This window comes from Streptomyces sp. NPDC002787, from assembly GCF_053592095.1.
The window spans coordinates 43,242-68,721 of sequence record NZ_JBSFVC010000036.1 but is presented as its reverse complement, the minus strand read 5'-3'; the positions used below and the strand labels follow the sequence as shown (position 1 = coordinate 68,721).

At 69.4% G+C, this 25,480-nt stretch carries 22 protein-coding genes; 13 read left to right on the top strand and 9 right to left on the bottom strand.

Annotation, left to right across the window (positions count from 1 at the left end):
* Positions 1–158 precede the first annotated feature (158 nt).
* The 3 genes from ACWD26_RS37035 to ACWD26_RS37025 form a co-directional block, all read right to left on the bottom strand.
* Positions 159–485, bottom strand: coding sequence for a thioredoxin family protein (locus tag ACWD26_RS37035; protein WP_451276914.1), 327 nt, complete (start codon positions 483–485; stop codon positions 159–161).
* 14 nt (positions 486–499) lie between these two features.
* Positions 500–928, bottom strand: coding sequence for a MerR family transcriptional regulator (locus ACWD26_RS37030; RefSeq protein WP_451276912.1), 429 nt, complete (start codon positions 926–928; stop codon positions 500–502).
* A gap of 346 nt (positions 929–1,274) precedes the next feature.
* Positions 1,275–2,654, bottom strand: a complete 1,380-nt coding sequence (locus tag ACWD26_RS37025; RefSeq protein WP_451276910.1) for a cation:dicarboxylate symporter family transporter — start codon at positions 2,652–2,654, stop codon at positions 1,275–1,277.
* 532 nt (positions 2,655–3,186) lie between these two features.
* Here ACWD26_RS37025 and ACWD26_RS37020 point away from each other — a divergent pair.
* A complete protein-coding gene (locus ACWD26_RS37020; protein ID WP_451276908.1) occupies positions 3,187–4,881 on the top strand; it encodes a sensor histidine kinase in 1,695 nt (564 codons plus the stop codon).
* A complete protein-coding gene (locus ACWD26_RS37015) occupies positions 4,878–5,567 on the top strand; it encodes a response regulator (RefSeq protein ID WP_451276906.1) in 690 nt (229 codons plus the stop codon). The genes ACWD26_RS37020 and ACWD26_RS37015 overlap by 4 nt, the downstream gene beginning before the upstream one ends.
* A 36-nt stretch (positions 5,568–5,603) precedes the next feature.
* Here ACWD26_RS37015 and ACWD26_RS37010 read toward each other — a convergent pair whose 3' ends face one another.
* On the bottom strand, positions 5,604–6,173 hold the full coding sequence (locus ACWD26_RS37010) for a hypothetical protein (RefSeq protein ID WP_451276904.1): 570 nt from the start codon (positions 6,171–6,173) through the stop codon (positions 5,604–5,606).
* 160 nt (positions 6,174–6,333) lie between these two features.
* Between ACWD26_RS37010 and ACWD26_RS37005 the strand changes: the two genes are divergently transcribed.
* Genes ACWD26_RS37005 through ACWD26_RS36995 form a run of 3 tightly spaced genes read left to right on the top strand, consistent with a single transcriptional unit; the run spans position 6,334 to position 9,474 of the window.
* Positions 6,334–7,743: an extracellular solute-binding protein gene (locus tag ACWD26_RS37005; protein WP_451276902.1), complete on the top strand. Its 1,410-nt coding sequence runs from the start codon at positions 6,334–6,336 to the stop codon at positions 7,741–7,743.
* A gap of 10 nt (positions 7,744–7,753) precedes the next feature.
* Entirely contained in the window at positions 7,754–8,644 is an 891-nt protein-coding gene (locus ACWD26_RS37000) for a carbohydrate ABC transporter permease (RefSeq protein WP_451276900.1), read from the top strand.
* A gap of 5 nt (positions 8,645–8,649) precedes the next feature.
* Positions 8,650–9,474, top strand: a complete 825-nt coding sequence (locus ACWD26_RS36995; RefSeq protein ID WP_451276927.1) for a carbohydrate ABC transporter permease — start codon at positions 8,650–8,652, stop codon at positions 9,472–9,474.
* A 15-nt stretch (positions 9,475–9,489) separates the two neighbouring features.
* Here the strand turns inward: ACWD26_RS36995 and ACWD26_RS36990 are convergent, their stop codons facing one another.
* Positions 9,490–11,856: a tetratricopeptide repeat protein gene (locus tag ACWD26_RS36990; RefSeq protein WP_451276898.1), complete on the bottom strand. Its 2,367-nt coding sequence runs from the start codon at positions 11,854–11,856 to the stop codon at positions 9,490–9,492.
* Between the two features lie 125 nt (positions 11,857–11,981).
* On the opposite strand from ACWD26_RS36990, the gene ACWD26_RS36985 reads away from it, so the two are divergent.
* The 4 genes from ACWD26_RS36985 (at position 11,982) to ACWD26_RS36970 (ending at position 15,531) form a co-directional block, all read left to right on the top strand.
* Entirely contained in the window at positions 11,982–12,854 is an 873-nt protein-coding gene (locus ACWD26_RS36985) for a 5'-methylthioadenosine/S-adenosylhomocysteine nucleosidase (RefSeq protein WP_451276896.1), read from the top strand.
* A gap of 163 nt (positions 12,855–13,017) precedes the next feature.
* Positions 13,018–14,946: a tetratricopeptide repeat protein gene (locus ACWD26_RS36980; RefSeq protein WP_451276925.1), complete on the top strand. Its 1,929-nt coding sequence runs from the start codon at positions 13,018–13,020 to the stop codon at positions 14,944–14,946.
* Positions 14,947–15,057: 111 nt separating this feature from the next.
* A complete protein-coding gene (locus tag ACWD26_RS36975; protein ID WP_451276895.1) occupies positions 15,058–15,330 on the top strand; it encodes a Scr1 family TA system antitoxin-like transcriptional regulator in 273 nt (90 codons plus the stop codon).
* 9 nt (positions 15,331–15,339) lie between these two features.
* A complete protein-coding gene (locus tag ACWD26_RS36970; RefSeq protein WP_451276893.1) occupies positions 15,340–15,531 on the top strand; it encodes a hypothetical protein in 192 nt (63 codons plus the stop codon).
* Here ACWD26_RS36970 and ACWD26_RS36965 read toward each other — a convergent pair.
* A complete protein-coding gene (locus tag ACWD26_RS36965) occupies positions 15,528–15,968 on the bottom strand; it encodes a PPOX class F420-dependent oxidoreductase (RefSeq protein ID WP_451276891.1) in 441 nt (146 codons plus the stop codon). The two genes, ACWD26_RS36970 and ACWD26_RS36965, sit on opposite strands and share 4 nt — an antisense overlap.
* Positions 15,969–16,112: 144 nt before the next feature.
* Here ACWD26_RS36965 and ACWD26_RS36960 point away from each other — a divergent pair, with 144 nt between their 5' ends.
* Positions 16,113–16,928: a helix-turn-helix domain-containing protein gene (locus ACWD26_RS36960; RefSeq protein ID WP_451276889.1), complete on the top strand. Its 816-nt coding sequence runs from the start codon at positions 16,113–16,115 to the stop codon at positions 16,926–16,928.
* A gap of 90 nt (positions 16,929–17,018) precedes the next feature.
* On the opposite strand, the gene ACWD26_RS36955 is transcribed toward ACWD26_RS36960, so the two are convergent.
* The gene (locus tag ACWD26_RS36955) at positions 17,019–18,044 is read right to left on the bottom strand and encodes an ATP-dependent 6-phosphofructokinase (protein ID WP_451276887.1); all 1,026 of its coding nucleotides are present in this window, start codon (positions 18,042–18,044) and stop codon (positions 17,019–17,021) included.
* Between the two features lie 259 nt (positions 18,045–18,303).
* Here ACWD26_RS36955 and pta point away from each other — a divergent pair, with 259 nt between their 5' ends.
* The 3 genes from pta (at position 18,304) to pyk (ending at position 23,264) form a co-directional block, all read left to right on the top strand.
* Positions 18,304–20,421, top strand: a complete 2,118-nt coding sequence (gene pta / locus ACWD26_RS36950) for a phosphate acetyltransferase (protein ID WP_451276885.1) — start codon at positions 18,304–18,306, stop codon at positions 20,419–20,421.
* A gap of 38 nt (positions 20,422–20,459) precedes the next feature.
* A complete protein-coding gene (locus ACWD26_RS36945; RefSeq protein ID WP_451276883.1) occupies positions 20,460–21,671 on the top strand; it encodes an acetate kinase in 1,212 nt (403 codons plus the stop codon).
* A gap of 162 nt (positions 21,672–21,833) precedes the next feature.
* Positions 21,834–23,264: a pyruvate kinase gene (gene pyk, locus ACWD26_RS36940; RefSeq protein WP_451276881.1), complete on the top strand. Its 1,431-nt coding sequence runs from the start codon at positions 21,834–21,836 to the stop codon at positions 23,262–23,264.
* Between the two features lie 99 nt (positions 23,265–23,363).
* On the opposite strand, the gene ACWD26_RS36935 is transcribed toward pyk, so the two are convergent.
* Positions 23,364–24,770, bottom strand: coding sequence for a hypothetical protein (locus tag ACWD26_RS36935; RefSeq protein WP_451276879.1), 1,407 nt, complete (start codon positions 24,768–24,770; stop codon positions 23,364–23,366).
* Positions 24,760–25,383, bottom strand: coding sequence for a DUF6114 domain-containing protein (locus tag ACWD26_RS36930; RefSeq protein ID WP_451276877.1), 624 nt, complete (start codon positions 25,381–25,383; stop codon positions 24,760–24,762). Before ACWD26_RS36930 ends, ACWD26_RS36935 begins: the two co-directional genes overlap by 11 nt.
* Positions 25,384–25,480: the final 97 nt, after the last annotated feature.

The following is a 25,480-nucleotide window of genomic DNA, read 5'->3' as shown; positions in this document are numbered from 1 at the left end:
CGTGCGAAAAGCCGGTGTTTGACAATTCCACTCCCGCCCGGATATACTGTGCTCACTGAACTTCTTTGCGACTCAATCCCCTTGAAGTCGCGAACCATTAAATATACGCGGAAAAAGCCCCCGAGCACAATTGCTCGGGGGCTTTTCTCATCCAGGCGTCAGACGACGTCGGCGAGTACGTCGGCGATTTCTTCGAGCAGCCGCCGCTTCGGCCGGGCGCCGACCATGGCCTTCACCGGCTCACCGCCCCGGAACACCATGAACGTCGGCATCGACAGCACCTTGTACGCGAGGGTGGTCTCCGGATTGGTGTCCACGTCCAGTTGCACCACCTTCAGCCGCTGCCCCTCCTCCGTGGCGAGCGCGCTCAGCACCGGCCCCATCTGCCGGCACGGCGGACACCAGTCGGCCGTGAACTCCACGAGCACCGGCAGCTCCGCCCCGATCACCTCTGCCGCGAAGTCCGCGTCGGTCACTTCGGCCACACCCGCCGCCCTGATCACAGCCGTCCGCCTCCCAGTTCACACCCCGGCTCCGGACCCCCCGGAACCTCCGCCTCGGCCGCCAGCCGCTCCCGCGCCAGCTCGGCCCGCGCCAACTGCTCGCCGACCGACGCCCGTACGGCCGCCAACTCGCCGATCAGCGCGTCGAGTTCGTCCAGCTTCCGGCGGTAGACCGCCAGTGACGCCGGGCACGCGTCGCCCTCCGGGTGCCCGGCCCGCAGACACTCCACGAACGGCCGCGTCTCCTCCAGGTCGAACCCGAAGTCCTGCAGCGTCCGGATCTGCCGCAGCAGCTTCAGATCCTCGTCGTCGTACGTCCGGTAGCCGTTCCCCGTCCGCCGCGCGGGCAACAGCCCCCGCGCCTCGTAGTACCGCAACGCCCGTGTCGTCGTCCCGGCCCGTGCCGCCAGTTCCCCGATGCGCATACGAGGACGGTATTCCTTGACGCCGACGTCAAGGCAAACGCGCCCCTTCAGAGGCGCGGGAAACTGCGCGAGGAGCCCCACCGGGCGGGGAGCGGACGACGAAGCGGAAAGCCGAGTGACCAGGTCAATAGGGGGAGGACCTGGCCACTCGGAGTTCTGGTGCTCTTCAGTTGTGAACCGTACGGCCGGGTCTACGGGGGAGGACCCGGCCGTACGGAGTCGTGGGGGGCTTGTCAGGAGGGCCCAACCCTTGCCCCGCAAGGGGCGCGGGGAACTGCGCGACCAGCCACACTCGACCGGCGGCCGTGAGACGGCCTAGCAGTCCCCGGCACTCCCGGGCGGAGCCTCACGCCTTGGCGAGTTCCTTCTCACCGTCCGGCTCGGCGGCAGCCGCCGGCGCGGACCCGTGCCCGTCGTCCAGCAGCGTCTTCTCGTCGAACGGCAGCCGCCCGGCGAGAACCTCGTTGACGCGCTCCTTGTCGATCTCCTTGGTCCAGGTGCCGATGAGGACCGTGGCGACCGCGTTGCCAGCGAAGTTGGTGAGGGCGCGGGCCTCGCTCATGAAGCGGTCGATGCCGACGATGAGGCCGATGCCGTCCACCAGGGCGGGCTTGTGGGACTGCAGACCACCCGCGAGGGTCGCGAGACCGGCACCAGTGACACCCGCCGCGCCCTTGGAGGCGACCAGCAGGAAGAGCAGCAGCGGGATCTGCTCGCCGACCGACATCGGAGTACCCATGGCGTCGGCGATGAACAGGGACGCCATGGTCATGTAGATCATGGTGCCGTCGAGGTTGAAGGAGTAGCCGGTCGGGACGGTGATACCGACGACGGGCTTGCTGACACCCATGTGCTCCATCTTCGCGATGAGGCGCGGCAGCGCCGACTCGGAGGAGGAGGTGGACAGGATCAGCAGGAACTCACGGCCCAGGTACTTGAAGAACGTGAGGATGTTCAGGCCCGAGACGATCTTCAGCAGCGCGGCGAGCACGATGAAGACGAACAGGAAGCAGGTGGCGTAGAAGCCGAGCATCAGCACGGCGAGGCTCTTGAGGGCGTCGAGGCCGGCGGAACCGGTCACGGCCGCGATCGCGCCGAAGGCACCGATCGGGGCGGCCCACATCACCATGGCGAGGATGCGGAAGACGAGGCGCTGGATGTGCTCGACACCGCGCAGGATCGGCTGACCGGCGTCACCCATGGCCTGCAGCGCGAAGCCGGCGAACAGGGCGACGAGCAGGGTCTGGAGGACCTCGCCGCCGGTGAAGGCGGAGACGATCGTCGTCGGGATGATGCCGAGCAGGAACTCGGTGGTGTCCTTGGCTTCCGCCGACACCTGCGCCTGACCGGTCTCCTTGATCGCGTCGGTCACCGCGAGACCCGTGCCCGGGTCCAGGATGTTGCCGACGACCAGGCCGATACCGAGGGCGACCAGCGACATCACCGTGAAGTAGGCGAGGGCGATACCGCCGACCGCGCCGACCTTCGCGGCCTTCCGTACGGAGCCGATGCCCAGCACGATCGTGCAGAAGATGATCGGCGAGATCATCATCTTGATCAGGTTGACGAAGCCGGTGCCGATGGGCTTCAGCTCCACGGCGAAGTCCGGGGCGATCAGACCCACGGCGATGCCGAGGGCCACAGCCACGATCACGGCGATGTACAAGTAGTGCGTGCGGTCCCGCTTGGCGGGTGCGGTAGGTGCCGTATGGGTGGTGCTGGCCACGGCTGCCCTCCTCGTCGACGACGTCGTCGGCTCGCTCTTCCGGCGTGCGGCTCACGTCCGGGGAAATTCGGGAGACGGTCTCCCGGGGTGGGAACCGGCGGGTTCCCGGGTGGGAGACCGGCTCCCGGGGCCGGGAGCCGGCGGGCTCCCGGAGCCGGTAGTTGGGGGACTTCCGGCGGGTGGGAGCGGGGCTCCCGGGGGGTGTGGGAGCCGGGACTCCCGGCGGTGGAAGCCGGCGGGCTTCCGGGCCGGAGGCCGGGGGCCTCCGACGGTGGGAGCTGGGGGGCTCCCGGTGCGGGGAGACAGGCTCCCGGTGGTGGGAGACGTGCCTCCCGTGAGGGGAGACGTACCTCCCGGCGGTGGGAGACAGGCTCCCGGCGGCTCGGGTTGTGGGGTCCCGGGGGCGGGAGTCGTACTCCCTCTCGTGTCCATGTGCTGGACGAGTCGATGGAGTGACTATGTCCCGCCCTGTGAGGGCGGTCACCCTTCCGTTCATTTAGTTCACGCCAACACGTCGATGCAGACTGTTGCCATGCGCGTCCCGTCCCTCCTTCGCCCCCGCAGCCTGGCCGGCCAGCTCTTCGCCGTGCAGGCGGTGCTGATCGCGGCCGTCGTGGCCGGATACGCGCTGTTCACGTACGTCAGCGACCGCAGCCAGGCGGAGGAGGCGGCGACCCGCCAGGCCCGGGCCGTGGCGGCCACGGTCGCCGACGCACCCTCGGTCCGTGCGGCGATCCACACACCGAAGCCGACCAAGCAGCTCCAGCCGTACGCCACCGAGGTGCAGGAGCACGCGGGCGTCGACTTCGTCACGATCATGAACTACGACGGCATCCGCTGGACGCACCCTTCCCCGAAGCAGATCGGCCGGAAGTTCGTCGGCCACATCGAGGAGGCGCAGCAGGGCGGCACCATCACCGAGACCTACACCGGCACCCTCGGCCCGTCCGTCCGCGCGGTCGTCCCGATAAAGGAGAACGGCGAGGTCATCGGCCTGGTCAGCGCCGGTATCAAGGTCCAGGCGATCAGCGACCGCGTCCAGGACCAGGTGACGGCCCTCATCGGGGTCGCCGCCGGCGCCCTCGCCCTCGGCGGCATCGGCACCTACAGCGTCAACGCCCGCCTGCGCCGCCACACCCACAACATGAACGCCGCCGAGCTCAGCAACATGCACGACTACCACCAGGCCGCCCTCCACGCCGTACGCGAGGGCCTGCTGATGCTCGACGGCCAGTTCCGGGTGGCGCTGATCAACGACGGTGCGCGGGAGCTGCTGGGGGTGACGCGGGAGGTGGTCGGCCACTCGGTGGCGGACCTGGGCCTGCCGGCGCCGTTGACCGGGGCGCTGCTGTCCTCGGAGCCCAGGGTCGACGAGGTGCTCCTCACCGCCGAACGCGTGCTGGTGGTGAACACCTCCCCGGTGTCGGGCGGCCAGCGCCGGGGCACGGTCGTCACCCTGCGCGACGTGACCGAACTCCAGTCCCTCACGGGCGAGCTGGACTCCGAACGCGGCTTCACCCAGGCGCTGCGCTCCCAGGCCCACGAGGCCGCCAACCGCCTCCACACGGTCGTGTCACTGATCGAACTGGGCCGCTCGGACGAGGCGATCGACTTCGCGACGGCCGAACTGGAACTGGCCCAGGCCCTGACCGACCAGGTGGTGGCCGCGGTGAGCGAGCCGGTGCTCGCCGCCCTCCTCCTGGGCAAAACGGCCCAGGCGAACGAGCGGGGCGTGGAGCTGGTGGTGTCCGAGGACAGCCGCATCGACGACGGCCTGCTCCCCGAATCCCTCCCCGCCCGTGACCTGGTCACGGTCCTGGGCAACCTCATCGACAACGCGGTGGACGCGGCACAGGGGTCGGTGGGGGCGCGGGTGACGGTGACGGCGTATACGGACGAGCAAGGCGACGCGGAGGGGGCGGTGGACGGGTCCGTGCTGGTGCTGCGGGTGTCGGACACGGGGAGCGGAGTGGACCCGGCCCACGCGGAGGCCGTCTTCGAACGCGGCTTCTCGACGAAGCCCTCCGGGCCCGGCGGCCGTGGCCTGGGCCTGGCCCTCGTGCGGCAGACCGCGCGCCGCCACGAGGGCACGCTGACCGTGTCGGAGGCGGCCGGGGGCGGGGCCCGGTTCGAGGTACGGCTGCCGCTGCGCACGACCGGTACGAACAAGACGGTGCGGACTGTCCCGGCCCCTCGGGCCACTGCGGCTGGAGGCGACGACGTATGACCAAGGCCGGATCCGACCCCATCAGAGTCCTGGTCGTGGAGGACGACCCCGTGGCCGCCGACGCGCACATGATGTACGTCGGCCGTGTCCCCGGCTTCACGGCGGTCGGCAAGGCCCACACGGGCGCGGAGGCGCGGCGCGCGCTGGACCGGATGCCGGTGGACCTGCTCCTCCTGGACCTCCACCTGCCGGACGGCCACGGCCTGCAACTGGCCCGCTCCCTCCGCGCGGCCGGCCACCACGCGGACGTGATAGCGGTGACATCGGCGCGGGACCTGACGGTGGTCAGGGAGGGCGTCTCCCTGGGCGTCGTCCAGTACGTCCTGAAGCCGTTCACGTTCGCAACGCTCCGCGACCGTCTCGTCCGGTACGCCGAGTTCCACGCGGCGGCGGGCGAGGCGAGCGGCCAGGACGAGGTGGACCGGGCACTGGCGACGCTGCGGGCGCCGGGTCCGGCGGCGCTGCCGAAGGGGCTGAGCGCGCCGACGCTGGAGCGGGTGACGGTGACCCTGCGGGACGCGGGCGAGGGCCTGACCGCAGCCGGAGTGGCGGAGGCGGTCGGCATCTCACGGATCACGGCCCGGCGGTATCTGGAGCACCTGGTGGACGCGGGGCGGGCGGCGCGGAGCCCACAGTACGGGCAGGTGGGACGCCCTGAGCTGCAGTACCGGTGGGTGAAGGGGTAGGCGGCAGCCGTCAGGTGGAGGGCGTGGCGGCAGCCGTCAGGTGGAGGGTGTGGCCGCCCCGGACGGCCTGGCATAGAGGACGATCTGGACCCCGAGCCCGACGACCGTGAGCGCCTCGACACCGGAGAGGACGACGAGCCCCGCACTGGTCTCCCCACTCACCCAGTACACCAGCAGCCCGGCGAACGGAACGACACAGAAGGCCAGCAGATCGATCCCGCACTGGATGACTTTGCGGGAGCCCCGGCGTGCATCCGCACGGTGGGCCACTTCCCAGTCGAAAACCTTCTCCGCTCCGGCGAGTCGCGCGAGCCGCGGCCCGAGGTCCCCCCGCACGTACGCCCCGATCGCGGAGATCTTCTCGTCGTTGACGAGGTAGGTCCACCCGAGCACGACACACACCGGCGGCAGCGCGAGCAGCATGGCCGGCTGCTTGGCCTGCGCGGAGGCGGCGATGACGGCCGCGAGAACGGTGAGGGTGACGTAGAGCAGATTGTCCCGGAACCCGATACGGGTCTTCTGTTCGTCCTTGACGGTCTGGTACTCGGCGAGCAGCAACTGCCCGACGGTGACGTCACGTTCGGGGCGGTCGGCGGATTCCGGCACGGTGGTCCTTTGGATCGGGCAGGCGGGACGGGCCGGCGGCACGGGCCGGCATCGCACCCTATGTTCGGTGCAGACGCATTGACCTGACTAGACCACTCCTCGTACGGTCACCGGGCACCCACCCAGGCCACAACTACGTAGCCAGCAGGAGGTCGCGCCCGTGCGCCCCACCGCACCCCACCCCCGCCGATCCCCCCTCCGCCTCCTCCTCACCGTAGCCCTGGCGATCACCGCCCCCGGCGCGCTCACGGCCTGCGGCAGCGGCTCCGGCAGCGACCCGGACACGGTCGAGGTCTCCTACAAACAGTCCACGGACAACCAGATCCGCGTGCTGGACACCTTCCTCGCCGACATCAAGAAGCAGTTCGAGAAGGCGAATCCGGGCAAGAAGGTGAAACTCGTCCCGATCAAGGCCCCGGACTCGGAGTACTACACCAAGGTCCAGCAGATGCTGCGCTCTCCGAAGACGGCCCCGGACCTGGTCTACGAGGACACGTTCCTCATCAACTCGGACATCACGAGCGGTTATCTGAAACCCCTCGACGACTACCTGGCCGACTGGAAGGACTGGGACCAGTTCATCGACACGGCCAAGACGGCGGCGAAGGCCGAGGACGGAAAGACGTACGGCATCCCGGACGGCACGGACACCCGAGGTCTGTGGTTCGACAAGGCGATCTTCGAGAAGGCGGGCCTGCCGACGGACTGGCAGCCGAAGACCTGGGACGACGTCCTGTCCACCGCCCGCACGATCAAGGAAAAGGTCCCCGGCGTCATCCCTCTGAACGTCTACACGGGCAAACCGGCGGGCGAGGCCGCCACCATGCAGGGCTTCGAAATGCTGCTCTACGGCACGGAAGGCGCCACGAGCGGCGGTGCGGGCGACGACCCCCTGTACGACGAGAAGTCGAAGAAATGGAAGGCCGGAACCCAGGGCTTCAAGGACGCCCTCACCTTCGTGGAGACGGTCTACAAGGAGAAACTCGGCCCGGAAGTCTCCGACGCCCTGGACCCCAACATCTCCACCCGGGTACGCGGCGAACTCCTCCCCGAAGGCAGACTCGGTATCAACCTCGACGGCTCCTGGCTCCCCCAGGACTGGCTGCCCGGCAGCGGTCACGAATGGCCGGAGTGGTCGGAAAAGCTGGGCCTCGCCCATATGCCGACGCAGAACGGCCAGGCCCCCGGCAAGGTGAGCATGTCCGGCGGCTGGACGTGGGCGATCCCCGACAAGGCCGCCAATCCCGACCTCGCCTTCAAGTTCATCGAGACGATGCAGACGAAGGCGAACGCCCAGAAGTGGTACATCGCCAACTCGGGCATAGCGGTCCGTAAGGACGTGGCTGAGGACCCGGCGTACGCGCAGGCCCAGCCCGGCATCAAGTTCTTCACCGACCTGGTGCCGAGCACGCACTACCGCCCCGCGTACCCGGCGTATCCGAAGGTCTCCACGGCCATCCAGGAGGCGATGGAATCGGTGACGACGGGCGACGCGTCGGTGGCGGAGGCGGCGAAGAACTACGACGAGGAACTGAAGGCGGCGACGGACGGCCAGGTGATCGAAGAATGAGCGCCCGCGCATGAAGGGGCCGGCTGTGGGATCGCCCCGCCCCGCCCTCCGTTCCCTGACCCGAGCGCTCCCCCTCACTCCCGCCACGATCCTCCTGATCCTCTTCCTGGCCGGCCCGATCGCGTACTGCGCCTACATCGCCTTCACCGACCTCCAACTCACCGGCCAGGCCGAGGACTCCTTCATCGGCTTCGAGAATTTCCGCACGGCATTCGGAGACGAGGCGTTCCTCAACGCGGTCTGGCTGACCCTGGTCTTCACGGTCGTCTCGGCGCTGCTGGGCCAGAACACACTGGGCCTGACGCTGGCGGCCCTGATGCAACGCGCGTCGAAGCCCGTCCGCACGCTGGTGGGGGGAATCGTCGTCACGGCCTGGGTACTGCCGGAGGTGGTGGCCGGCTTCCTCCTCTACGCCTTCTTCCGCCGCGAGGGCACCCTGAACGCCGTCCTGGAATGGCTGCATCTCCCCACCCAGAACTGGCTGTACGCGCTCCCGATCCTGGCGGTGTCGTTCGCGAATGTCTGGCGGGGAACGGCCTTCTCGATGCTGGTCTATTCAGCGGCCCTGAACGAAATCCCGAAGGAGATCACGGAGGCGGCGGAGGTGGACGGCGCGGGTGGTTGGCGCCGGATGTGGCACATCACGCTGCCGATGATCCGCCGCTCCATCGGCACGAATCTGATGCTCATCACGCTGCAGACGTTGTCGGTCTTCGGCTTGATCTGGGTGATGACGAGGGGCGGGCCTGGCGGCAAGAGCCAAACACTTCCGTTGTTCATGTACGAGGAGGCGTTCCAGAAAAGCATGATCGGCTATGGCACGGCGGTGGCGCTTTTGCTGCTGGTGGTGGGTTCGCTGTTCTCGGTGATCTATCTGCGCCTACTGCGAACGGAGGTGTGAGCGTCGTGGCCCTCCTGAATACCCGACGACTGGCGGCCGACGCGGGGCTGCTCGTCATCGCCGCGGCCTTCGTCCTCCCACTGGCCTGGGTGATCCTCTCGTCGGTGGACCCACAGGCGAACCTGACGGTGAAAGTCCCGGACGGCGTGACGCTGGACAACTTCGACGCGGTCCTGACGCCGGAGATCACGTTCACGCCGCTGCTGAACAGCCTGTTGCTGTGCGGCGGGGGGACCGCGTTGACGGTGGTGTGCGCGGCGCTGGCGGCGTACCCGCTGTCTCGCTTCCGCTCCCGCCTGAACCGCCCTTTCCTCCTGACGATCCTGTTCGCGACGAGCCTCCCGATCACGGCGATCATGGTCCCGGTGTACGCGTTGTTCGTGCAGGTGAATTTGATCGACACCATGCAGGGCACGATCTTCTTCTTCGCCGCGTCCCAATTGCCGTTCGCGATCTGGCTGATGAAGAACTTCATGGACGGCGTCCCGAAGGAGCTGGAGGAGGCGGCGTGGACGGACGGGGCGTCGTCGCTTCAGTCGCTGGTGCGGGTGGTGCTGCCGCTGATGGGGCCGGGGGTCGCGGTGGTGACCGTCTTCTCGTTCGTGATGATGTGGGGGAACTTCTTCGTCCCGTTCATGCTGCTGCTCACGCCGGAACAGATGCCGGCGGCGGTGAGCATCAATGAGTTCTTCGGGAACCGGGGGACGGTGGTTTATGGGCAGCTGGCGGCGTTCTCGGTTATTTATTCGACGCCGGTGATTTTGTTGTATGTGGGGGTGGCTAGGCGGTTGGGTGGGGGGTTTGCTTTGGGTGGGGCGGTCAAGGGGTGAGGGGGCTAGCAAGCGCTACCGTAGACGTTCTGCTTGGGCTCGGGCCTGGCTGGCTCGGTGTGGCGTATTGGCGTGCGTGAAGGCCTCGGTGGCCCGGAGCCAGTAAGCGCGGGCTTCAGACAGGCAGTTAGCGTCCTCACAATAGAGAGCAAGATTGTGAAGGGCTGCACCTGCTCTGTACCAGTCCTCAAATTGCCAGAAGATCTCCAAGGCCTCCTGGTACGCCTCGCTCGCCTCCTTCATCCGACGCGCCACATGCAGAGCGCCGCCAAGGTTGATCCAAGCCATGGCCTCGCCATGGCGGTCCCCAGCGGCTTTATGCAAGTCGCGGGAGCGAGTGAGGGCGTCGATCGCTTCCTCCCCCCGACCCACACTCTGCAAAGCGGTGCCGAGGTTGTTCCATGCACCAGCCTCGCCGCGAAGGTCCGCAGCGGCGTTGAAGAGGTCGCGGGCGCAGGTGATGGCGCTGATGGCGTCCTCCCCGCGGCCCGCCTCTCTCAGAGCACTGGCGAGGTTGCCCAGCACCATAGCCTCGCCGGAGTGGTCCCCGGCCGCCTCGAACATGTTGCGGGCGCGAGTGTGGGCGTCGATCGCCTCTTCCCCCCGGCCGATCCCCCGCAAAGCGACACCGAGGCTGGTCCAAGCACTGGCCTCGCCGAGACGGTTTCCAGCGCGGTGCGCTGCCTCCTGCGCAGCACGGAAGACTGTGATCTTGTCGTCGAAGTACCGCCGCCAGTCGAGATACTCCCCCAGACGCAGAGCCAGCCGCACCGCCAAAGCCACGAACCGCTCATCCCGCGCCCACAACACCGCCCCCACGAGCCCCGACCGCTCCCCGTCGAACCAGGCCAACGCCTCGTCCCGGTCCGCATACCGCTCCGGCTCCGCCATCCCCGGCAACCACCGCAACCGGGCATCCGCCGCAGCCGCCCACCGGCAGTAGAACCCCAGCACCCGCTCCTGAGCCGCCTCCCCTTCCTCCCGCAACCCCACATCCCTCGCCACCACACCCACCCCGAACACCCGCACCAAGTCATGCAGCCGCCACCACCCACGCCCGCTTCCCCGCTCGACAAGGTGCGCACGAGCCAGCGCCCGCAGTTCCCCCAGCGGAGGTGCCTCGGCTCCCACCAGCGCGGCGGCGACCTCGTCACTCACCTCGGGCCCCGGCGCGAGGGCGAGCAGACGCAGCAGCCGGGCCTGTTCGGGCGGCAGACGGCGGTACGACAGGTCAAAGGCGGCGCGGACACTGCGCTCCCCGTCGTCGAGATGGGCGAGCCGGTCACGCGATGCCGCAAGCTCATCGACAAGTTCCGCAACCGGCATGCCCGAGTCCTCGACCAACAGCGCCGCCGCAATCTGGAGTGCGAGCGGCAGGTGTCCGCAAAGCTTGGCGAGTCGCCCGGCCGCGTCGATGTCGTCCGTGACGCGGCTGTCCTCGGGTTCGGCGATCCGTAGGGCGAGGTCGAGGAGCCCGCGAGCGTGTTCCGGGGTGAGCTGGTCCAACGGTACGAGCCGGGCGCCGAGTTGGGTGAGGCGATCGCGCGAGGTGACGAGCACCCGATGCCGGTTGTCGCCCGGCAGGAGCGGCCGTACCTGATCCGACGACGACGCGTTGTCTGCAAGTACCAGAACCGCCCCTCGCTCTCTCCCCCGCTCGGCGAGCACCGAACGATAAAGGCCCGCCCGGTCATCGGCCTTGGCCGGGATCTGCTCCGGCGGAACCCCAAGCGCCCGCAACAACGACTGCAGCGCCTGATCGGCGGTGACCGGTTCCTCGTCGTACCCATGCAGGTCGACGAAGAGCACCCCACCCGGGAACCACCCCTCCTCGCACGCCAGATGCGCGGTCTCGACGGCGAGCGCGGTCTTCCCGATGCCGCCGAGCCCGGACACGGCGCTGACAAGAACCGCCGCCGAGCCGTCGAGCGCGCGCAGCAACTCGGCCGTCTCCCCGTCCCGCCCGGTGAACCCACCGGGCCTCGGCGGCAGCCCGGCCATGGCCTCCGGCGCGGCGGCGGCCCCACCGAACTGGATCACGACCTGGACGCCGATCGCCTCCCGCAGGAAGACCCCGCCCCGGAAGTCGGAGTGGTCCCCGCCGTACCAGGCCGTCCCGCTACCCGGCGTATGCCGTTCCATGGCCGCCGCCACGGCACCCGCGACCGTCGGATCTCCGGCGAGCAGGCCGGCCAGCCGCTCGCCCCATTCCCGTACGGCATCCCGCCGTGCCGGGTCCCGTGCGGCCTCGGCAAGCTCCGCGACCGAACCGGCCGACGCCCCGGCGTCCAGCCCGACCGCCCGCGCCAGCGACTCCACCGCCCGGCGTCCGTCATCCCCGCACGCGCCCTCGGCCAGGGCGGTCAGCAACGCCGCTTTCATACGCCCGTCCGCTCCCCGTTCCGTACCGTGAGTCAACGGTACGGCTTCGGAGCGAGGGCCGGACCTGCCTTGCTCCACTGGTCAACAACCCGGCCCCAGCATCGACTTGGCAGTACCGTGGGCAGGTGCCCACACCTGACACACACCGCGTATCAGCCGTCGTCCTCACCGCGCTTCCGGTCGAGTACGACGCCGTACGTGCTCTCCTGACGGACCTGGACCCCGAGGAACTCGTCCACGAGGACGGCGCCCGCGTCGAGGTCGGTCGGATCGAGGGCACGTCCTGGACCGTGGCGATCTCCGAGCTGGGCGAGGGCGCGGTGCACGCCGCCGCGCGCGCGACGCAGATCGTCGGCTGGCTCCGCCCCGAGGTGCTGCTCTTCGTGGGGGTGGCGGGCGGGCTCAAGGACGACATCGAGATCGGTGACGTCGTGGTCGGTACGAAGGTGTACGGCATCCACGGCGGCAAGCAGACCTCCAAGGGCTTCCAGGCCCGGCCCGAGGTCTGGCACGGGTCGGGTCGGCTGCTGCCGGCGGCGCGTTCCGCGCTGCGGGGTCTGCCGGACGTACGGGGCCATCTGAAGCCGATCGCGTGCGGTGACGTCGTCCTTGCCGACGACAGGTCCGCGCTCGCCGAGCACATCCGCCACCACTACAACGACGCCTGCGCGATCGAGATGGAGGGCTCGGGCGCGGCCCACGCGGCCCACCTCAACGGCCAGTTGGACGCGCTCGTCATCCGGGGCATCAGCGACCGCGCCAACCGCCACAAGCACAAGGCGGACGCCTCGGGTTCACAGGAGTTGGCCTCCAAGCAGGCCGCTGCCGTGGCCGTGGCCGTCCTCCGTAAACACCGGCCGCGCGGCGGCGGTTCCTCCGACTCCCAGGAGGGTCCCTTGCGCAGCCACGAAGGCGGAGCCACTTACGGCGGCGATCACATCGACTTCCGAGGGGGCACCTTCCACGGGCCCGTCACCGGCAAGTCGGACGGACGGTAGCGTCGAGGACCGGCCGCAGGGCCGGGAACTCGTCCACGGCCCGGTCCCGGTCGCGACCAGCACCCTCCCGCCCCGCCCTCCCGGTTTCACCGGCCGCACGGCGGAACTGAACCGTCTACTCCCCCGCCTCGCCCCCACCTCGGACGAGGGCACCCCACTTCTCATCTCGGCCGTCACCGGCATGGGCGGCATCGGCAAGACGGCGCTCGCGGTGGAGGCGGCGCACCGGGCGCGGGCGGAGGGCTGGTTCCCCGGCGGTTTCCTCTTCGTCGACCTGCGCGGCTACGACGACAACCCGGCGACAGCGGACCAGGGCGTCCTGGCCCTGCTGGACGCGATGGGCGTACGGGACGCGGACCTACCGCCGACGACAGCACGCCAGTACGACGCCTACCGCACGCTCCTCACCGAGCGGCGTGCCCGCACCCTCCTGATCCTGGACAACGCCTCCGACCCGTCTCAGTACCTCCCCTTGCTCCCCGGCACGGACCACCACCGGGTACTGATCACGTCCCGGGACCGCCCTGACGCCCTCCCGGTACGCGTCATCGACCTCGAAACGCTCGACCCGGACGAGTCCGCCGCGCTCATCACCCGCGCGCTGCACGACGCCGACGAACGCGACGACCGCCCGTCCCGCGAACCGGACGCCCTACGCGAACTTGCCTCTCTCTGTGGCCACTTGCCCCTCGCCCTCCAGATCGCCGCCGCGATGCTACGACGACGCCGTCACCGGGAGATCTCATCGCTGGTGGAGGAGATCCGGGAGGCCGGCGATCCGACGACCGCCCTCGACAGCGGCAGCCCCGGCACCGACCTGTACGGCCGCTCGCTGGTCCTGCGGCCTGTGCTGGAGACCTCCTACCGCCGCCTGCCGCCTGACCAGGCCCGGTTGCTACGGCTGCTGTGCCTCGCGCCGGGCGCGGAGACCGGGACGGAGGCGGTGGCGGCGCTGGCAGATCTGGATGAGGGGACCGCCTTGCCCCTGCTGGAGAGCTTGGCTGCCGCGTACCTGGTCACGCCAGTCCGAGGCGACGAGGGGACGGCTGCCGTCCTGCGGTGGCGGTTGCATGACTTGGTGCGGGTGTTCGGGGTGGGTGTGGTGGCGGGGGATGTGGGGTTGCGGGAGGAGGGGGAGGAGGCTCGGGAGCGGGTGTTGGAGTTCTATCTGCGGTGGGCGCAGGTGGCGGATGACCGGTTGCGGTGGTTGCCGGGTGCTCCGGTGCCGGAGCGGTTCACCGATCGGGGGGAGGCGTTGGGGTGGTTTGACGGGGAGCGGGCGGGGTTGGTGGCGGCGGTGTTGTGGGGGCGGGAGGATCTGTTCGCGGACCCGGCGATGCGGCTGGCCGAGTGCCTGGCAGAGTATTTGGACTGGCGGCGGTACTTCGACGACGGGATCACGGTCTGCAGGGTGGCGCAGGAGGCCGCCTACCGTGCCGGAGAAAGCGTCCGCGAGGCCGGTGCGTGGAACAACCTCGGCCTCGCCCTGCGGGAGGCGGGCCGGGTGGAGGAGGCGATCGAAGCCCACACCCGTGCCCGCGACCTGTACCAGGCCGCCGGGGACGGCCACATCGAGGCCGGTGCGTGGAACAACCTCGGCAACGCCCTGGGGGAGGCGGGCCGGGTGGAGGAGGCGATCGAAGCCCACACCCGTGCCCGCGACCTGTTCCAGGCCACCGGGGACCGCCACCGCGAGGCCAGCACGTGGAACAACCTCGGCGGCGCCCTGCAACTGGCAGGTCGGGCAGAGGAGGCGATCGAAGCCCATACTCGTGCCCGCGATCTACACCAGACCGCCGAGGACCGCCACGGAGCGGCCCAGGCATGGAACAACCTCGGCAGCGCCCTGCAGAGGGCAGGACGGGTAGAGGAGGCGGTCAGGGCGCACGGCATGGCGCTGCAGATTTACCGGGAGTTCGAGGACTGGTACCGCACAGGCCTTGCCCTGCGCAACCTGGCCCTCGCGCACGAGGGTGCCCATCGCCCCGCCGAAGCCCGCGCCCACTATCTCCAGGCCGCCGACGCCTACACCCGAGGCAACGCCCCGACTCAAGCCGCCCGAGCACGCACCCAAGCCGAGCGACTAGCCTGACCCACCCGGGCCCCCTCACACCCTCTCCCCAAACCCCAAAGCCCCCCACCCCGGCAGCACCACCCACATCAGCCGGCAGTCGCCAAGCGGCAACTCCAGCACCTTCTCCGCATGTCGGAGCGCGACAACGTCACGATCTGCGTCATCCCGTTCAAGGCGGGCGGCTTCCCCGGCGCTGGACAGTCCGTCATCTACGCCGAGGCCGCCGTGCCCCGCCTCGACACCGTCGAACTCGACAGCACACACGGAGCCGAGTTCGTCGACACCGAGGCGCAGCTGAACAAGTACCGAGCCCAGCTCGATGCGGCCCAAGCCCTCGCACTCACCCCCGACGCCTCACGCGACTTCATCCGCACCGTCGCCGACGACCTCGCCACGCCATAAGGACCCCGCATGCCTGACATCACCTGGGAAGAGCCCTTCTGTGGTGGAGGCGCCAACTGCTTCCGCCTAGGCACCGACCCCACCGGCAACGCCTACATAGCCATCGCCGGCCAAGAAGACACCTACCTCACCGACACCCGCGAAGGCCTCCGCACCCTCATCCGCGACATCAAGGCCGGCAAGGCCGACCACCTGCTCTAGGCACCCTCCGGCAACACCCCGGGCCGGAACGGCTCCACCCCCACAACCCGCCGCACCCGCAGCGGCTCGATCAGGATCATCAGGCGCCGCTCCCCGGGGAGGAGCCACGGATACCGCTCCTCCCCGATGTACTTCCGCGTGAGCCGGTCCATCGCCCTTTCCGCCTCCTCACCCTCCACGAAGCGGACGACCCGCCCCCGGATCTCCGCCCGGTCGTAGGGGTTCGCGGAGTCGATGTGGGACAGGGAGACACTCGGGTTGCGCCGCAGGTTCTCCTCCTTCACCCGCCCGACCGACGTGTTCACCATCACGTACTCACCCTCGATGTCCACCCACATGGGTGACACCTGAGGCGCCCCGTCCGGTCCGACCGTCGCCAAGTGCCAGAAGTTCGGGGCGAGTAGGCGCTCACGTATGTGTCCGTCCAGCTTCGTCATGCGGTCACCTCTACCCACGCATGCGCACGCAGCCACTCCGATCACTCGAAGCACATCGCCCACACAAACCGTAGATTCCTACAATCCGTGATTGTGGCCGAACAGCCCGTAGTCACCGCACTCCCGCCGCCCTACGTTGTGCGCGTGCACCGACGCTCAGCCCACGAACGGCAGCCCCACCAGCCGTACACGGACCCATACCCGCAGACGGACCCGTACCCGTATCCCGACCCTCACGCCGCCGCGACCCCCACCCCGCCCTTCAACGCCCCCACCGCCCGAAAACTGCGCGTAGCGCTGGGCATGGGACCCGAGCACGTCGCCTACGGAATGCGCTCCTCCTACGGGCTCCCCTACGTCACCCCGGACATCGTCGCCGCCTGGGAACGCGGCGCCGTCGCGCCCACCGGCCCCGAACTCACCGCGCTCGCGGGCGTGTTGTGGTGCTCACCGGGCGAACTCATCGGGGTGCCCCGGACCTTGCGCGAGCACCGTATGGCGCGCGGTCTCGCCGCCGAGGACGTCGCCCGCGCGGTCGGTCTCGAACTCTCCGCCTACCTCCGCATGGAGGAGACCGACGAGTGGCGCGGCACGGACCGCCAGTCCGCCGCGCTCGCCGACGTGCTCGACCTCTCGCTGCCCGACCTGATCACCGTCACGGGGCGCGAGGCGAAGCTGACCGACCTGCTCCGCAGCGCGGTGACCACGCGCTGGCAGGCCCATGTACGGCCGACCGCCAAGCTGCTGTCACTCGAACGGAATCGCGGCCGAAATCCCGACCGGCAGCTGCTGGAAGACGTGCTCCAAGAGATGCACAGCGAGTACCAGGGTCGTATGAGCGCGACCCTCACCTGGGCCAACGGCACCGCCGCCACCGACTCGGGAGACGTCGGCCGCGACTACCTCGACCGGATCACCGACCACTTCTGGTCACTGATCCAGAGAACGACCACCTACTAGGAAAGCCACCGCGAAGCCCTGCCACGCGAAGCGAAGCCTCGCGAACCGAGACCCCGCAGACCGGGACCCCGCGAAGCGAAGCCCCGACCCCTAGAACACCGACTCCGCCTCATCCATCCGGTCCTTCGGCACCGTCTTCAGCTCGGTCACCGCCTCCGCCAGCGGCACCATCACCACCTCGGTGCCGCGCAGCGCGGTCATCCGGCCGAAGTCGGCCCGGTGCGCGGCCTCGACCGCGTGCCAGCCGAAGCGCGTGGCGAGCACCCTGTCGTACGCGGTCGGGGTGCCGCCGCGCTGGACATGGCCGAGAATGACCGGCTTGGCCTCCTTGCCGAGGCGGCGCTCCAGCTCGTAGGCGAGCGCCGTGCCGATGCCCTGGAAGCGCTCGTGGCCGAACTGGTCGATCTCGCCGTGGCCGTAGTCCATGGAGCCCTCGGCCGGATGCGCGCCCTCCGCGACACAGATGACCGCGAACTTCTTGCCGCGCGAGAAGCGCTCCTCGACCATCTTCACGAGGTCGGCCGGGTCGAAGGCCCGTTCGGGCAGGCAGATGCCGTGCGCACCCGCCGCCATCCCGGACTCCAGCGCGATCCAGCCCGCGTGCCGGCCCATGACCTCGACGACCATCACCCGCTGATGGGACTCGGCGGTCGTCTTCAGACGGTCCATCGCCTCCGTGGCGACCCCGACCGCCGTGTCGAAGCCGAACGTGCGGTCCGTCGAGGAGATGTCGTTGTCGATCGTCTTCGGGACCCCGACCACCGGCAGGCCCGCGTCGCTCAGCATCCGCGCCGCCGTCAGGGTGCCCTCGCCGCCGATCGGGATCAGTACGTCGATACCGAACTGGTGAGCCATGTCCTGCGCGTTCTCGCAGGCCTCGCGGAGGCGGTCCCGCTGGAGACGCGACGAACCGAGGATCGTGCCCCCTCGCGCCAGGATGCCGCTGACGGACTCCAGGTCGAGGGCGCGGTAGCGGCCGTCGAGCAGGCCGGCGTAGCCGTCCTCGAAGCCGATGACCTCGTCGCCGTACTGGGCGACCGCTCGGTGCACGACCGACCGGATCACTGCGTTCAGGCCCGGGCAGTCGCCGCCTGCGGTGAGAACTCCGATACGCATCGTGCTGTGTCTCCTGCTCGTCCAGATCGTCCTGATCGTCGTGCGCGGTACTGATACTTGTGAGCCAGTCCGATTGTTTCACGGCTCCCCGGGGCCCGCCGCGCCCGTAGCACCCGCCTGCCCCGACCGCGACCTGACAGGCGCCTTATCCATCCGCAAGGGTATTGTCAAGAGGGTTTCCGCCCGCCACTGCGGTCATTTTCACCCATGACCATCACACGAATTCGCCCACGACCATCACATGAAACGGAGAGCACACGTGACGCGCAGCGTGTACGTGACCGGGATCGACCGCGGCGACGGCCGCCAGGTCGTCGAGCTGGGGATCATGGAGCTCCTGACCCGCCAGGTCGACCGGGTGGGGGTGTTCCGGCCGCTGCTGCACCACGGACCGGACCGGCTCTTCGAACTGCTGCGCGCCCGATATCGGCTCACCCAGGACCCCGCGACCGTGTACGGCATGGACTACCACGAGGCGTCCACCCTCCAGGCGGAGCACGGCACGGACGAGCTGGTGTCCACGCTCGTCGACCGGTTCCACGCCGTCGCGCGCGGCTACGACGTCGTCCTCGTCCTGGGTACGGACTTCGCCGACACCCAGTTCCCGGACGAGCTGTCCCTCAACGCCCGGCTCGCGAACGAGTTCGGCGCCTCCGTCATCTCCGTCGTCGGCGGGCGGAAGCAGACCGCCGAGTCCGTCGCCGCCGAGACGCACAACGCGTACCGCGCGTACGAGGGCCTCGGCTGTGACGTCCTGGCGATGGTCGTCAACCGGGTCGCGCCCGGCGACCGTGCCGAGATAGCCGAGCGGCTCGGCGACTCCCGGCTGCCGCTCCCGGTGCCCTGTTACGTCCTGCCCGACGAGCCCGCGCTCTCCGCGCCGACCGTCGCCCAGATCACCCACGCGCTCGGCGGCAAGGTCCTCCTCGGCGACGACTCGGGCCTCGCCCGCGACGCGCTGAACTTCGTCTTCGGCGGCGCCATGCTCCCGAACTTCCTCAACGCTCTGACCCCGGGCTGTCTGGTCGTCACCCCCGGCGACCGCGCCGATCTCGTCGTGGGGGCGCTGGCCGCCCACAGCGCCGGCACCCCGCCCATCGCCGGTGTCCTCCTCACCCTCAACGAGCGGCCCAGCGAGGAGGTCCTCACCCTGGCCGCCCGTCTCGCGCCCGGCACGCCCGTCGTCGCCGTCGAGACCGGTTCCTTCCTCACCGCCTCCGAACTCTTCTCCATGGAGGGGAAGTTGAGCGCGGTGACCCCGCGCAAGGCGGAGACCGCGCTCGGTCTCTTCGAACGGTACGTCGACACCGCCGAGCTGCGCGGCCGGGTATCTGCACCCAGCAGCGACCGGATCACGCCGATGATGTTCGAGCACACGCTCCTCGAACAGGCCCGCTCCGAGCGGCGCCGTGTCGTTCTCCCCGAAGGCACGGAGGAGCGCGTCCTGCACGCGGCCGAGGTCATCCTCCGCCGGAACGTCTGCGACCTCACCCTCCTCGGCCCGGTCGACCAGATCCGCAAGAAGGCCGCCGACCTGGGCATCGACCTCGGGGACAGCATGCTGGTGGACCCGGCGACCTCCGAGTGGCGGGACGCCTTCGCCGAGAAGTACGCCCAGTTCCGCGCCCACAAGAACATCAGCATCGAGCTGGCGTACGACGTCGTGTCCGACGTGAACTACTTCGGCACGCTCATGGTCCAGGAGGGGCTCGCCGACGGCATGGTGTCGGGGTCGGTGCACTCCACCGCCGCCACCATCCGGCCCGCCTTCGAGATCATCAAGACCAAGCCGGACGCCGACATCGTCTCGTCCGTCTTCTTCATGTGCCTCGCCGACAAGGTGCTGGTTTACGGGGACTGCGCGGTCAACCCGGACCCGAACGCCGAGCAGCTCGCCGACATCGCCATCCAGTCCGCCGCGACCGCACAGCGGTTCGGGGTCGAGCCGAGGATCGCGATGCTGTCGTACTCCACCGGTACGTCCGGCTCGGGCGCCGATGTCGACAAGGTGCGGGAGGCCACCGAGATCGTGCGCTCCCGGCGGCCCGATCTGCTGATCGAGGGGCCGATCCAGTACGACGCCGCCGTAGAGCCGAGTGTCGCGGCGACCAAGCTGCCGGACTCCGAAGTCGCGGGCCAGGCAACGGTGTTGATCTTCCCGGACCTCAACACCGGGAACAACACCTACAAGGCCGTGCAGCGTTCGGCCGGCGCTCTCGCGGTCGGACCGGTCCTGCAGGGGCTGCGCAAGCCGGTCAACGACCTGTCCCGGGGCGCGCTCGTCCAGGACATCGTCACCACCGTCGCCATCACGGCGATCCAGGCCCAGACCCCCGCCTCCCCGCTCACCCCGGCCCCGGCCACCCCCGCCCCGTGAATCCGGTGAATCCGTTGAATCCCGTCAGGAAGCAGACCGTGACCGCCACCCGCGTCCTCGTCCTCAACTCCGGCTCCTCCTCCGTGAAGTACCAGCTGCTCGACATGCGCGACAGCAGCCGGCTGGCCGTGGGCCTGGTCGAGCGGATCGGCGAGGAGAGCTCCCGGCTGAAGCACACCCCGCTCACCGACGGGGGCGCCGCCCGCGAGCGCACCGGGCCGATCGCCGACCACGAGGCCGCCCTGAAGGCCGTCGCCGAGGAGCTGGCCGAGGACGGGCTCGGCCTCGACTCCCCCGAGCTGGCCGCCATCGGACACCGTGTCGTGCACGGCGGGCAGAGCTTCACCCAGCCGACGGTCGTCGACGACGCCGTGCTCGCCGAGATCGAACGGCTGATCCCGGTGGCCCCGCTGCACAACCCGGCCAACCTGACCGGCCTGCGCACCGCCCGGGCCCTGCGCCCGGACCTCCCCCAGGTCGCCGTGTTCGACACCGCGTTCCACACGACGATGCCGGAGTCCGCCGCCCGCTACGCGATCGACGTGGAGACGGCGGACGCGCACCGCATCCGGCGCTACGGCTTCCACGGCACCTCGCACGCGTACGTGTCCCGGGCGACGGCCGAGCTGCTGGGAAAGGCGCCGGAGGACGTCAACGTCATCGTGCTGCACCTCGGCAACGGGGCGTCCGCGTCGGCGGTCGAGGGCGGCCGGTGTGTGGACACCTCCATGGGGCTGACGCCTTTGGAGGGGCTCGTGATGGGTACGCGGTCCGGAGACATGGACCCGGCCGTCATCTTTCATTTGATGCGCGTTGGCGGAATGTCCACGGACGAGATCGACACTCTCCTCAACAAGAAGAGCGGTCTGATCGGGCTGTGCGGCGACAACGACATGCGGGAAATACGCCGGCGTATCGACGAGGGCGACGAGCGGGCGAAGCTGGCCTTCGACATCTACATTCACCGGTTGAAGAAGTACATCGGCGCCTACTACGCGGTGCTCGGCCGGGTCGACGCGGTCGCGTTCACCGCCGGTGTCGGCGAGAACGCGGCGCCCGTGCGGGAGGCCGCCGTGGCCGGGCTGGAGGGACTGGGCCTCGCGGTCGACGCCGAGCTGAACGCCGTACGGAGCGGTGAGCCGCGGCTCATCTCGCCCGTCGGCGCGCGGGTCGCGGTCGCGGTGGTGCCGACGGACGAGGAGCTGGAGATCGCGGCACAGACGTACGCCCTGGTCGGAAAGAACACCTGAAGCACCTGAATCACATATGAGCTTCGAAAAGAACAACTGAGCAAAGAACAGCCGAACAGGCTGAGCAATACACGCCGGTAACACGACTGAGCGCATAGCCGCCCATCTGCAATTCCACCAGACGGAATATTCCGGAGCGAAACAAACCGATAGGATCGTCCCATGCGCCGTTCGAAAATCGTCTGTACTCTCGGCCCCGCGGTCGACTCCCACGAGCAACTGGTCGCCCTCATCGAGGCCGGCATGAACGTGGCCCGTTTCAATTTCAGCCACGGCAGTCACGCCGAGCACCAGGGCCGCTACGACCGGGTCCGGGCCGCCTCCGCCGAGACCGGCAAGGCCATCGGTGTCCTCGCCGACCTGCAGGGCCCGAAGATCCGGCTGGAGACCTTCGCCGAGGGTCCGGTGGAGCTGGTGCGCGGTGACGAGTTCACCATCACCGCCGAGGACGTGCCGGGCGACAAGCAGATCTGCGGTACGACGTACAAGGGCCTGCCCGGTGACGTCTCCCCCGGCGACCAGGTCCTCATCAACGACGGCAACGTCGAGCTGAAGGTCCTGGAGGTCGACGGCCCGCGCGTGCGGACCGAGGTCATCGAGGGCGGTGTCATCTCGGACCACAAGGGCATCAACCTGCCCGGTGCGGCCGTCAACGTGCCCGCGCTGTCCGAGAAGGACGTCGAGGACCTGCGGTTCGCGCTGCGGATGGGCTGCGACCTGGTGGCGCTCTCCTTCGTGCGGGACGCGGGCGACGTGCGGGACGTCCACAAGGTGATGGACGAGGTGGGCCGCCGGGTCCCCGTCATCGCCAAGGTGGAGAAGCCGCAGGCGGTGGAGAACATGGAGGACGTCGTGATGGCGTTCGACGGCGTGATGGTCGCCCGTGGCGACCTGGCCGTCGAGTACCCGCTCGAGAAGGTCCCCATGGTGCAGAAGCGGCTCATCGAGCTGTGCCGCCGCAACGCCAAGCCGGTGATCGTGGCGACCCAGATGATGGAGTCGATGATCACCAACTCCCGCCCCACGCGCGCCGAGGCCTCCGATGTCGCCAACGCGATCCTGGACGGCGCGGACGCGGTCATGCTGTCGGCGGAGTCCAGCGTGGGCGCGTACCCGCTGGAGACCGTCCGGACGATGTCGAAGATCGTCGCGGCGGCCGAGGAGGAGCTGCTCTCCAAGGGGCTGCAGCCGCTCGTGCCGGGCAAGAAGCCGCGTACGCAGGGTGGTTCGATCGCCCGTGCCGCCTGCGAGATCGCCGACTTCCTCGGCGGCCGGGCGCTGGTGGCCTTCACGCAGTCCGGTGACACCGCCCGCCGGCTGTCCCGCTACCGCGCGTCGCAGCCGATCATCGCGTACACCACCGACGAGTCCACCCGTAACCAGCTGGCGCTCAGCTGGGGTGTGGAGTCGCATGTCGTGCCGTTCGTGAACAGCACGGACGAGATGGTCGACCTGGTCGACCACGAGATGGTCAAGCTCAACCGTTTCAACGAGGGCGACATCGCCGTCATCACCGCCGGCTCGCCCCCCGGTGTCCCGGGCACCACGAACATGGTCCGGGTGCACCACCTGGGCGGCGGCGCCCGCGACTGACGCGGACACCGTCGTACGACAGCACCGAGGGCGCTCCCTGGCGACAGGGGCGCCCTCGGTGCTGTGCGGCTCCCGGACGGGTCCTGGGTGACCGGCTGCTCAGTCGGTCATGTACTGGTGCATGCCCGGGACGGTGAGCGTTCCGCCGAACTGGCCCGCCTGCACGACCTTCACCTTGGTGAAGTAGATCAGCGGGATGTTCAGCGGCGGCGGGTGCTTCGGGTCGAAGGTCACCGGGATCAGACCGAGCAGGTTGCCGGAGATGCTCTCGGTGTACATGACCGTCTTGCCGTCGCGGATCGTGGACGTCGTGCCCTTGCCGGCCTGCACGTGGTAGGTCACGCCGGCCTGCTTGTCCTCGACCGTCTGGTGGAGGTCGCCGATGTCGGTGCCGTCGGAGACGACGTACTTCAGCACCTCCTTGACCGTGCCGTCGGCCGTCTTCACCTTGACGATGCCCTTGTAGTCGGCGCCCTTCAGCGTCAGCGAGCTGGCGTTGAGGTACCAGGGGTCGTCGGGCAGCGGCGGGATGCCCTTCTCGACGCCGCTCTCGTCGTCCGTGGCGACCGGGCAGCCCTCGGCGTCCGTGCTCTCGCTCGGGGACGGGCTCGCCGTCGACGTGGCGTCGTCGGTCGCCTCCTCGGTCGGGTCCTCGGTGTCCTCGACGGTGTCGGTGACGTCCTTCGCGGCGCCCTCGACCTTGTCGGTGGCGTCGTCGGCGGTGTCCTGCGCGTCCTTACCGGAGTCCGAGCCGGAGTCCGAGCCGGAGTCCGAGCCGGTGTCCGTGTCCTCGTCCGAGCCGGAGGCGTCCTCCGAGGCGGAGGGCGAGGGCGACGGGCTGGTGGACTCGGTCGGCGTGGTGGCCGCCGTCTCCTTGTCGTCCGGGGTGAACAGGTCCTCGAGCGCGCCGCCGATGTCCTCCAGGACGTTGCCGCCGCTCTCGCTCCCGGAGGTGTCGGTCGAGCCGGCCGTGTCGGTGGCGGACTTGTCGCCGTCGGTCGTCGTGGACCCGCCCGAGGTGTCCTTGTCGTCGGAACCTGAATCCGACGAAGAGGAGTCGTCCTTGGACGTGTCGTCGGAGGCCGAGTCACCGGAGGAGTCGCTGTCGTCGGCGGGGTCGTCGGCGGAGTCGTCGCCCGCGGGCGTGTCCTCGTCCTTGGCCGCGTCGTCCGAGGAGTCGGTGCTCTCCGACTCGGACGGTGTCGGGGTCGGCGAGGCGGAGGTGTCGGTGCCCTCCTCGGCGGCCTCCAGGGCCTCCACGCAGTCCTTGTACTCGTCGGCCGTCAGGCTCAGCTTCTTCGGGTCCTCGGCGCGGGCCAGGGTGAGCGTGGGCGTGAAGCCCATGCCCATGAGGACCGCCGACGGCATCGCCGCCAGGGCTATCGCCTTGCCCGCCGGCATGTTCAGCCGGGTGAGAAGGGGCTTCTTGGGCGCCGCGTGCCGCGGTCCGGATCTCGCACGGGACTCTCCCACCGAAGTCCCGTGGGTCACCTCGTCAGCCGGCACTGTGCCTCCCGTTCGTCCCGTTCGTGGGGGTGGTACCTGTCAGGTCGTCGCCCTCGCCGTTCGCCGCCCCGCTCACCGAGCCCGCTCCCGCGGACTCCGGGGCGTCGCCCTTGTGCAGGGGGACCGCACCTTGCTGTGCCGTGTTCTGCGGGGCCGTGTCCTGGGGAACCGGGGTCCGCGCGGGGGTCTTGTAGGTGGACGGCACCCGCTCCTCCTCGTGACCGGGCGCCCAGGCGATGGCCAGCGCACCGCCGATCAGGGAGAGCATGAAGCCGACACCGAAGCCACCGAAGTTGGAGACCGGGATGGACACGAGCGCCAGGAGGATCGCCGCCGTACCGGCGAAGGTGCGTACATGCCGCTGGAACCACAGGCTGACGCCGAGCACCATCAGCAGCACACCGATGATGAGGGATCCCGCGCCCGCCGTCGTCGACATGGCGAGCGTGAGGTGACCGATCTGCAGGTTCGCGTACGGCAGGTACATGATCGGGAAACCGCCGAGCAGTACCAACAGGCCCGCCCAGAAGGGGCGTGCGCCCCTCCAGTCGCGGAAGCGCCGCCGAAAGGCGCGGAGATAGTCTTCGTTCTGCCCCGTTGACTCGGCGCTCATGGACAACAGCTCCCTGGAACGGTGTTGCTGTGGGAAGTTCACGTGCGGCACGTACGAAGCGCGTGCACGGAATTCACGTACGGAGTTCGCGTGCGCG

Coding starts and splice junctions, on each gene's coding strand:
- ACWD26_RS36965 (WP_451276891.1), bottom strand. CDS start 15,968: ATGACGAAGCTGGACGGACACATACGTGAGCGCCTACTCGCCCCGAAC.
- ACWD26_RS37000 (WP_451276900.1), top strand. CDS start 7,754: ATGAAGGGGCCGGCTGTGGGATCGCCCCGCCCCGCCCTCCGTTCCCTG.
- ACWD26_RS37020 (WP_451276908.1), top strand. CDS start 3,187: ATGCGCGTCCCGTCCCTCCTTCGCCCCCGCAGCCTGGCCGGCCAGCTC.
- ACWD26_RS36955 (WP_451276887.1), bottom strand. CDS start 18,044: ATGCGTATCGGAGTTCTCACCGCAGGCGGCGACTGCCCGGGCCTGAAC.
- ACWD26_RS37030 (WP_451276912.1), bottom strand. CDS start 928: ATGCGCATCGGGGAACTGGCGGCACGGGCCGGGACGACGACACGGGCG.
- ACWD26_RS36990 (WP_451276898.1), bottom strand. CDS start 11,856: ATGAAAGCGGCGTTGCTGACCGCCCTGGCCGAGGGCGCGTGCGGGGAT.
- pyk (WP_451276881.1), top strand. CDS start 21,834: ATGCGCCGTTCGAAAATCGTCTGTACTCTCGGCCCCGCGGTCGACTCC.
- ACWD26_RS36930 (WP_451276877.1), bottom strand. CDS start 25,383: ATGAGCGCCGAGTCAACGGGGCAGAACGAAGACTATCTCCGCGCCTTT.
- ACWD26_RS36970 (WP_451276893.1), top strand. CDS start 15,340: ATGCCTGACATCACCTGGGAAGAGCCCTTCTGTGGTGGAGGCGCCAAC.
- ACWD26_RS36975 (WP_451276895.1), top strand. CDS start 15,058: ATGTCGGAGCGCGACAACGTCACGATCTGCGTCATCCCGTTCAAGGCG.
- ACWD26_RS37015 (WP_451276906.1), top strand. CDS start 4,878: ATGACCAAGGCCGGATCCGACCCCATCAGAGTCCTGGTCGTGGAGGAC.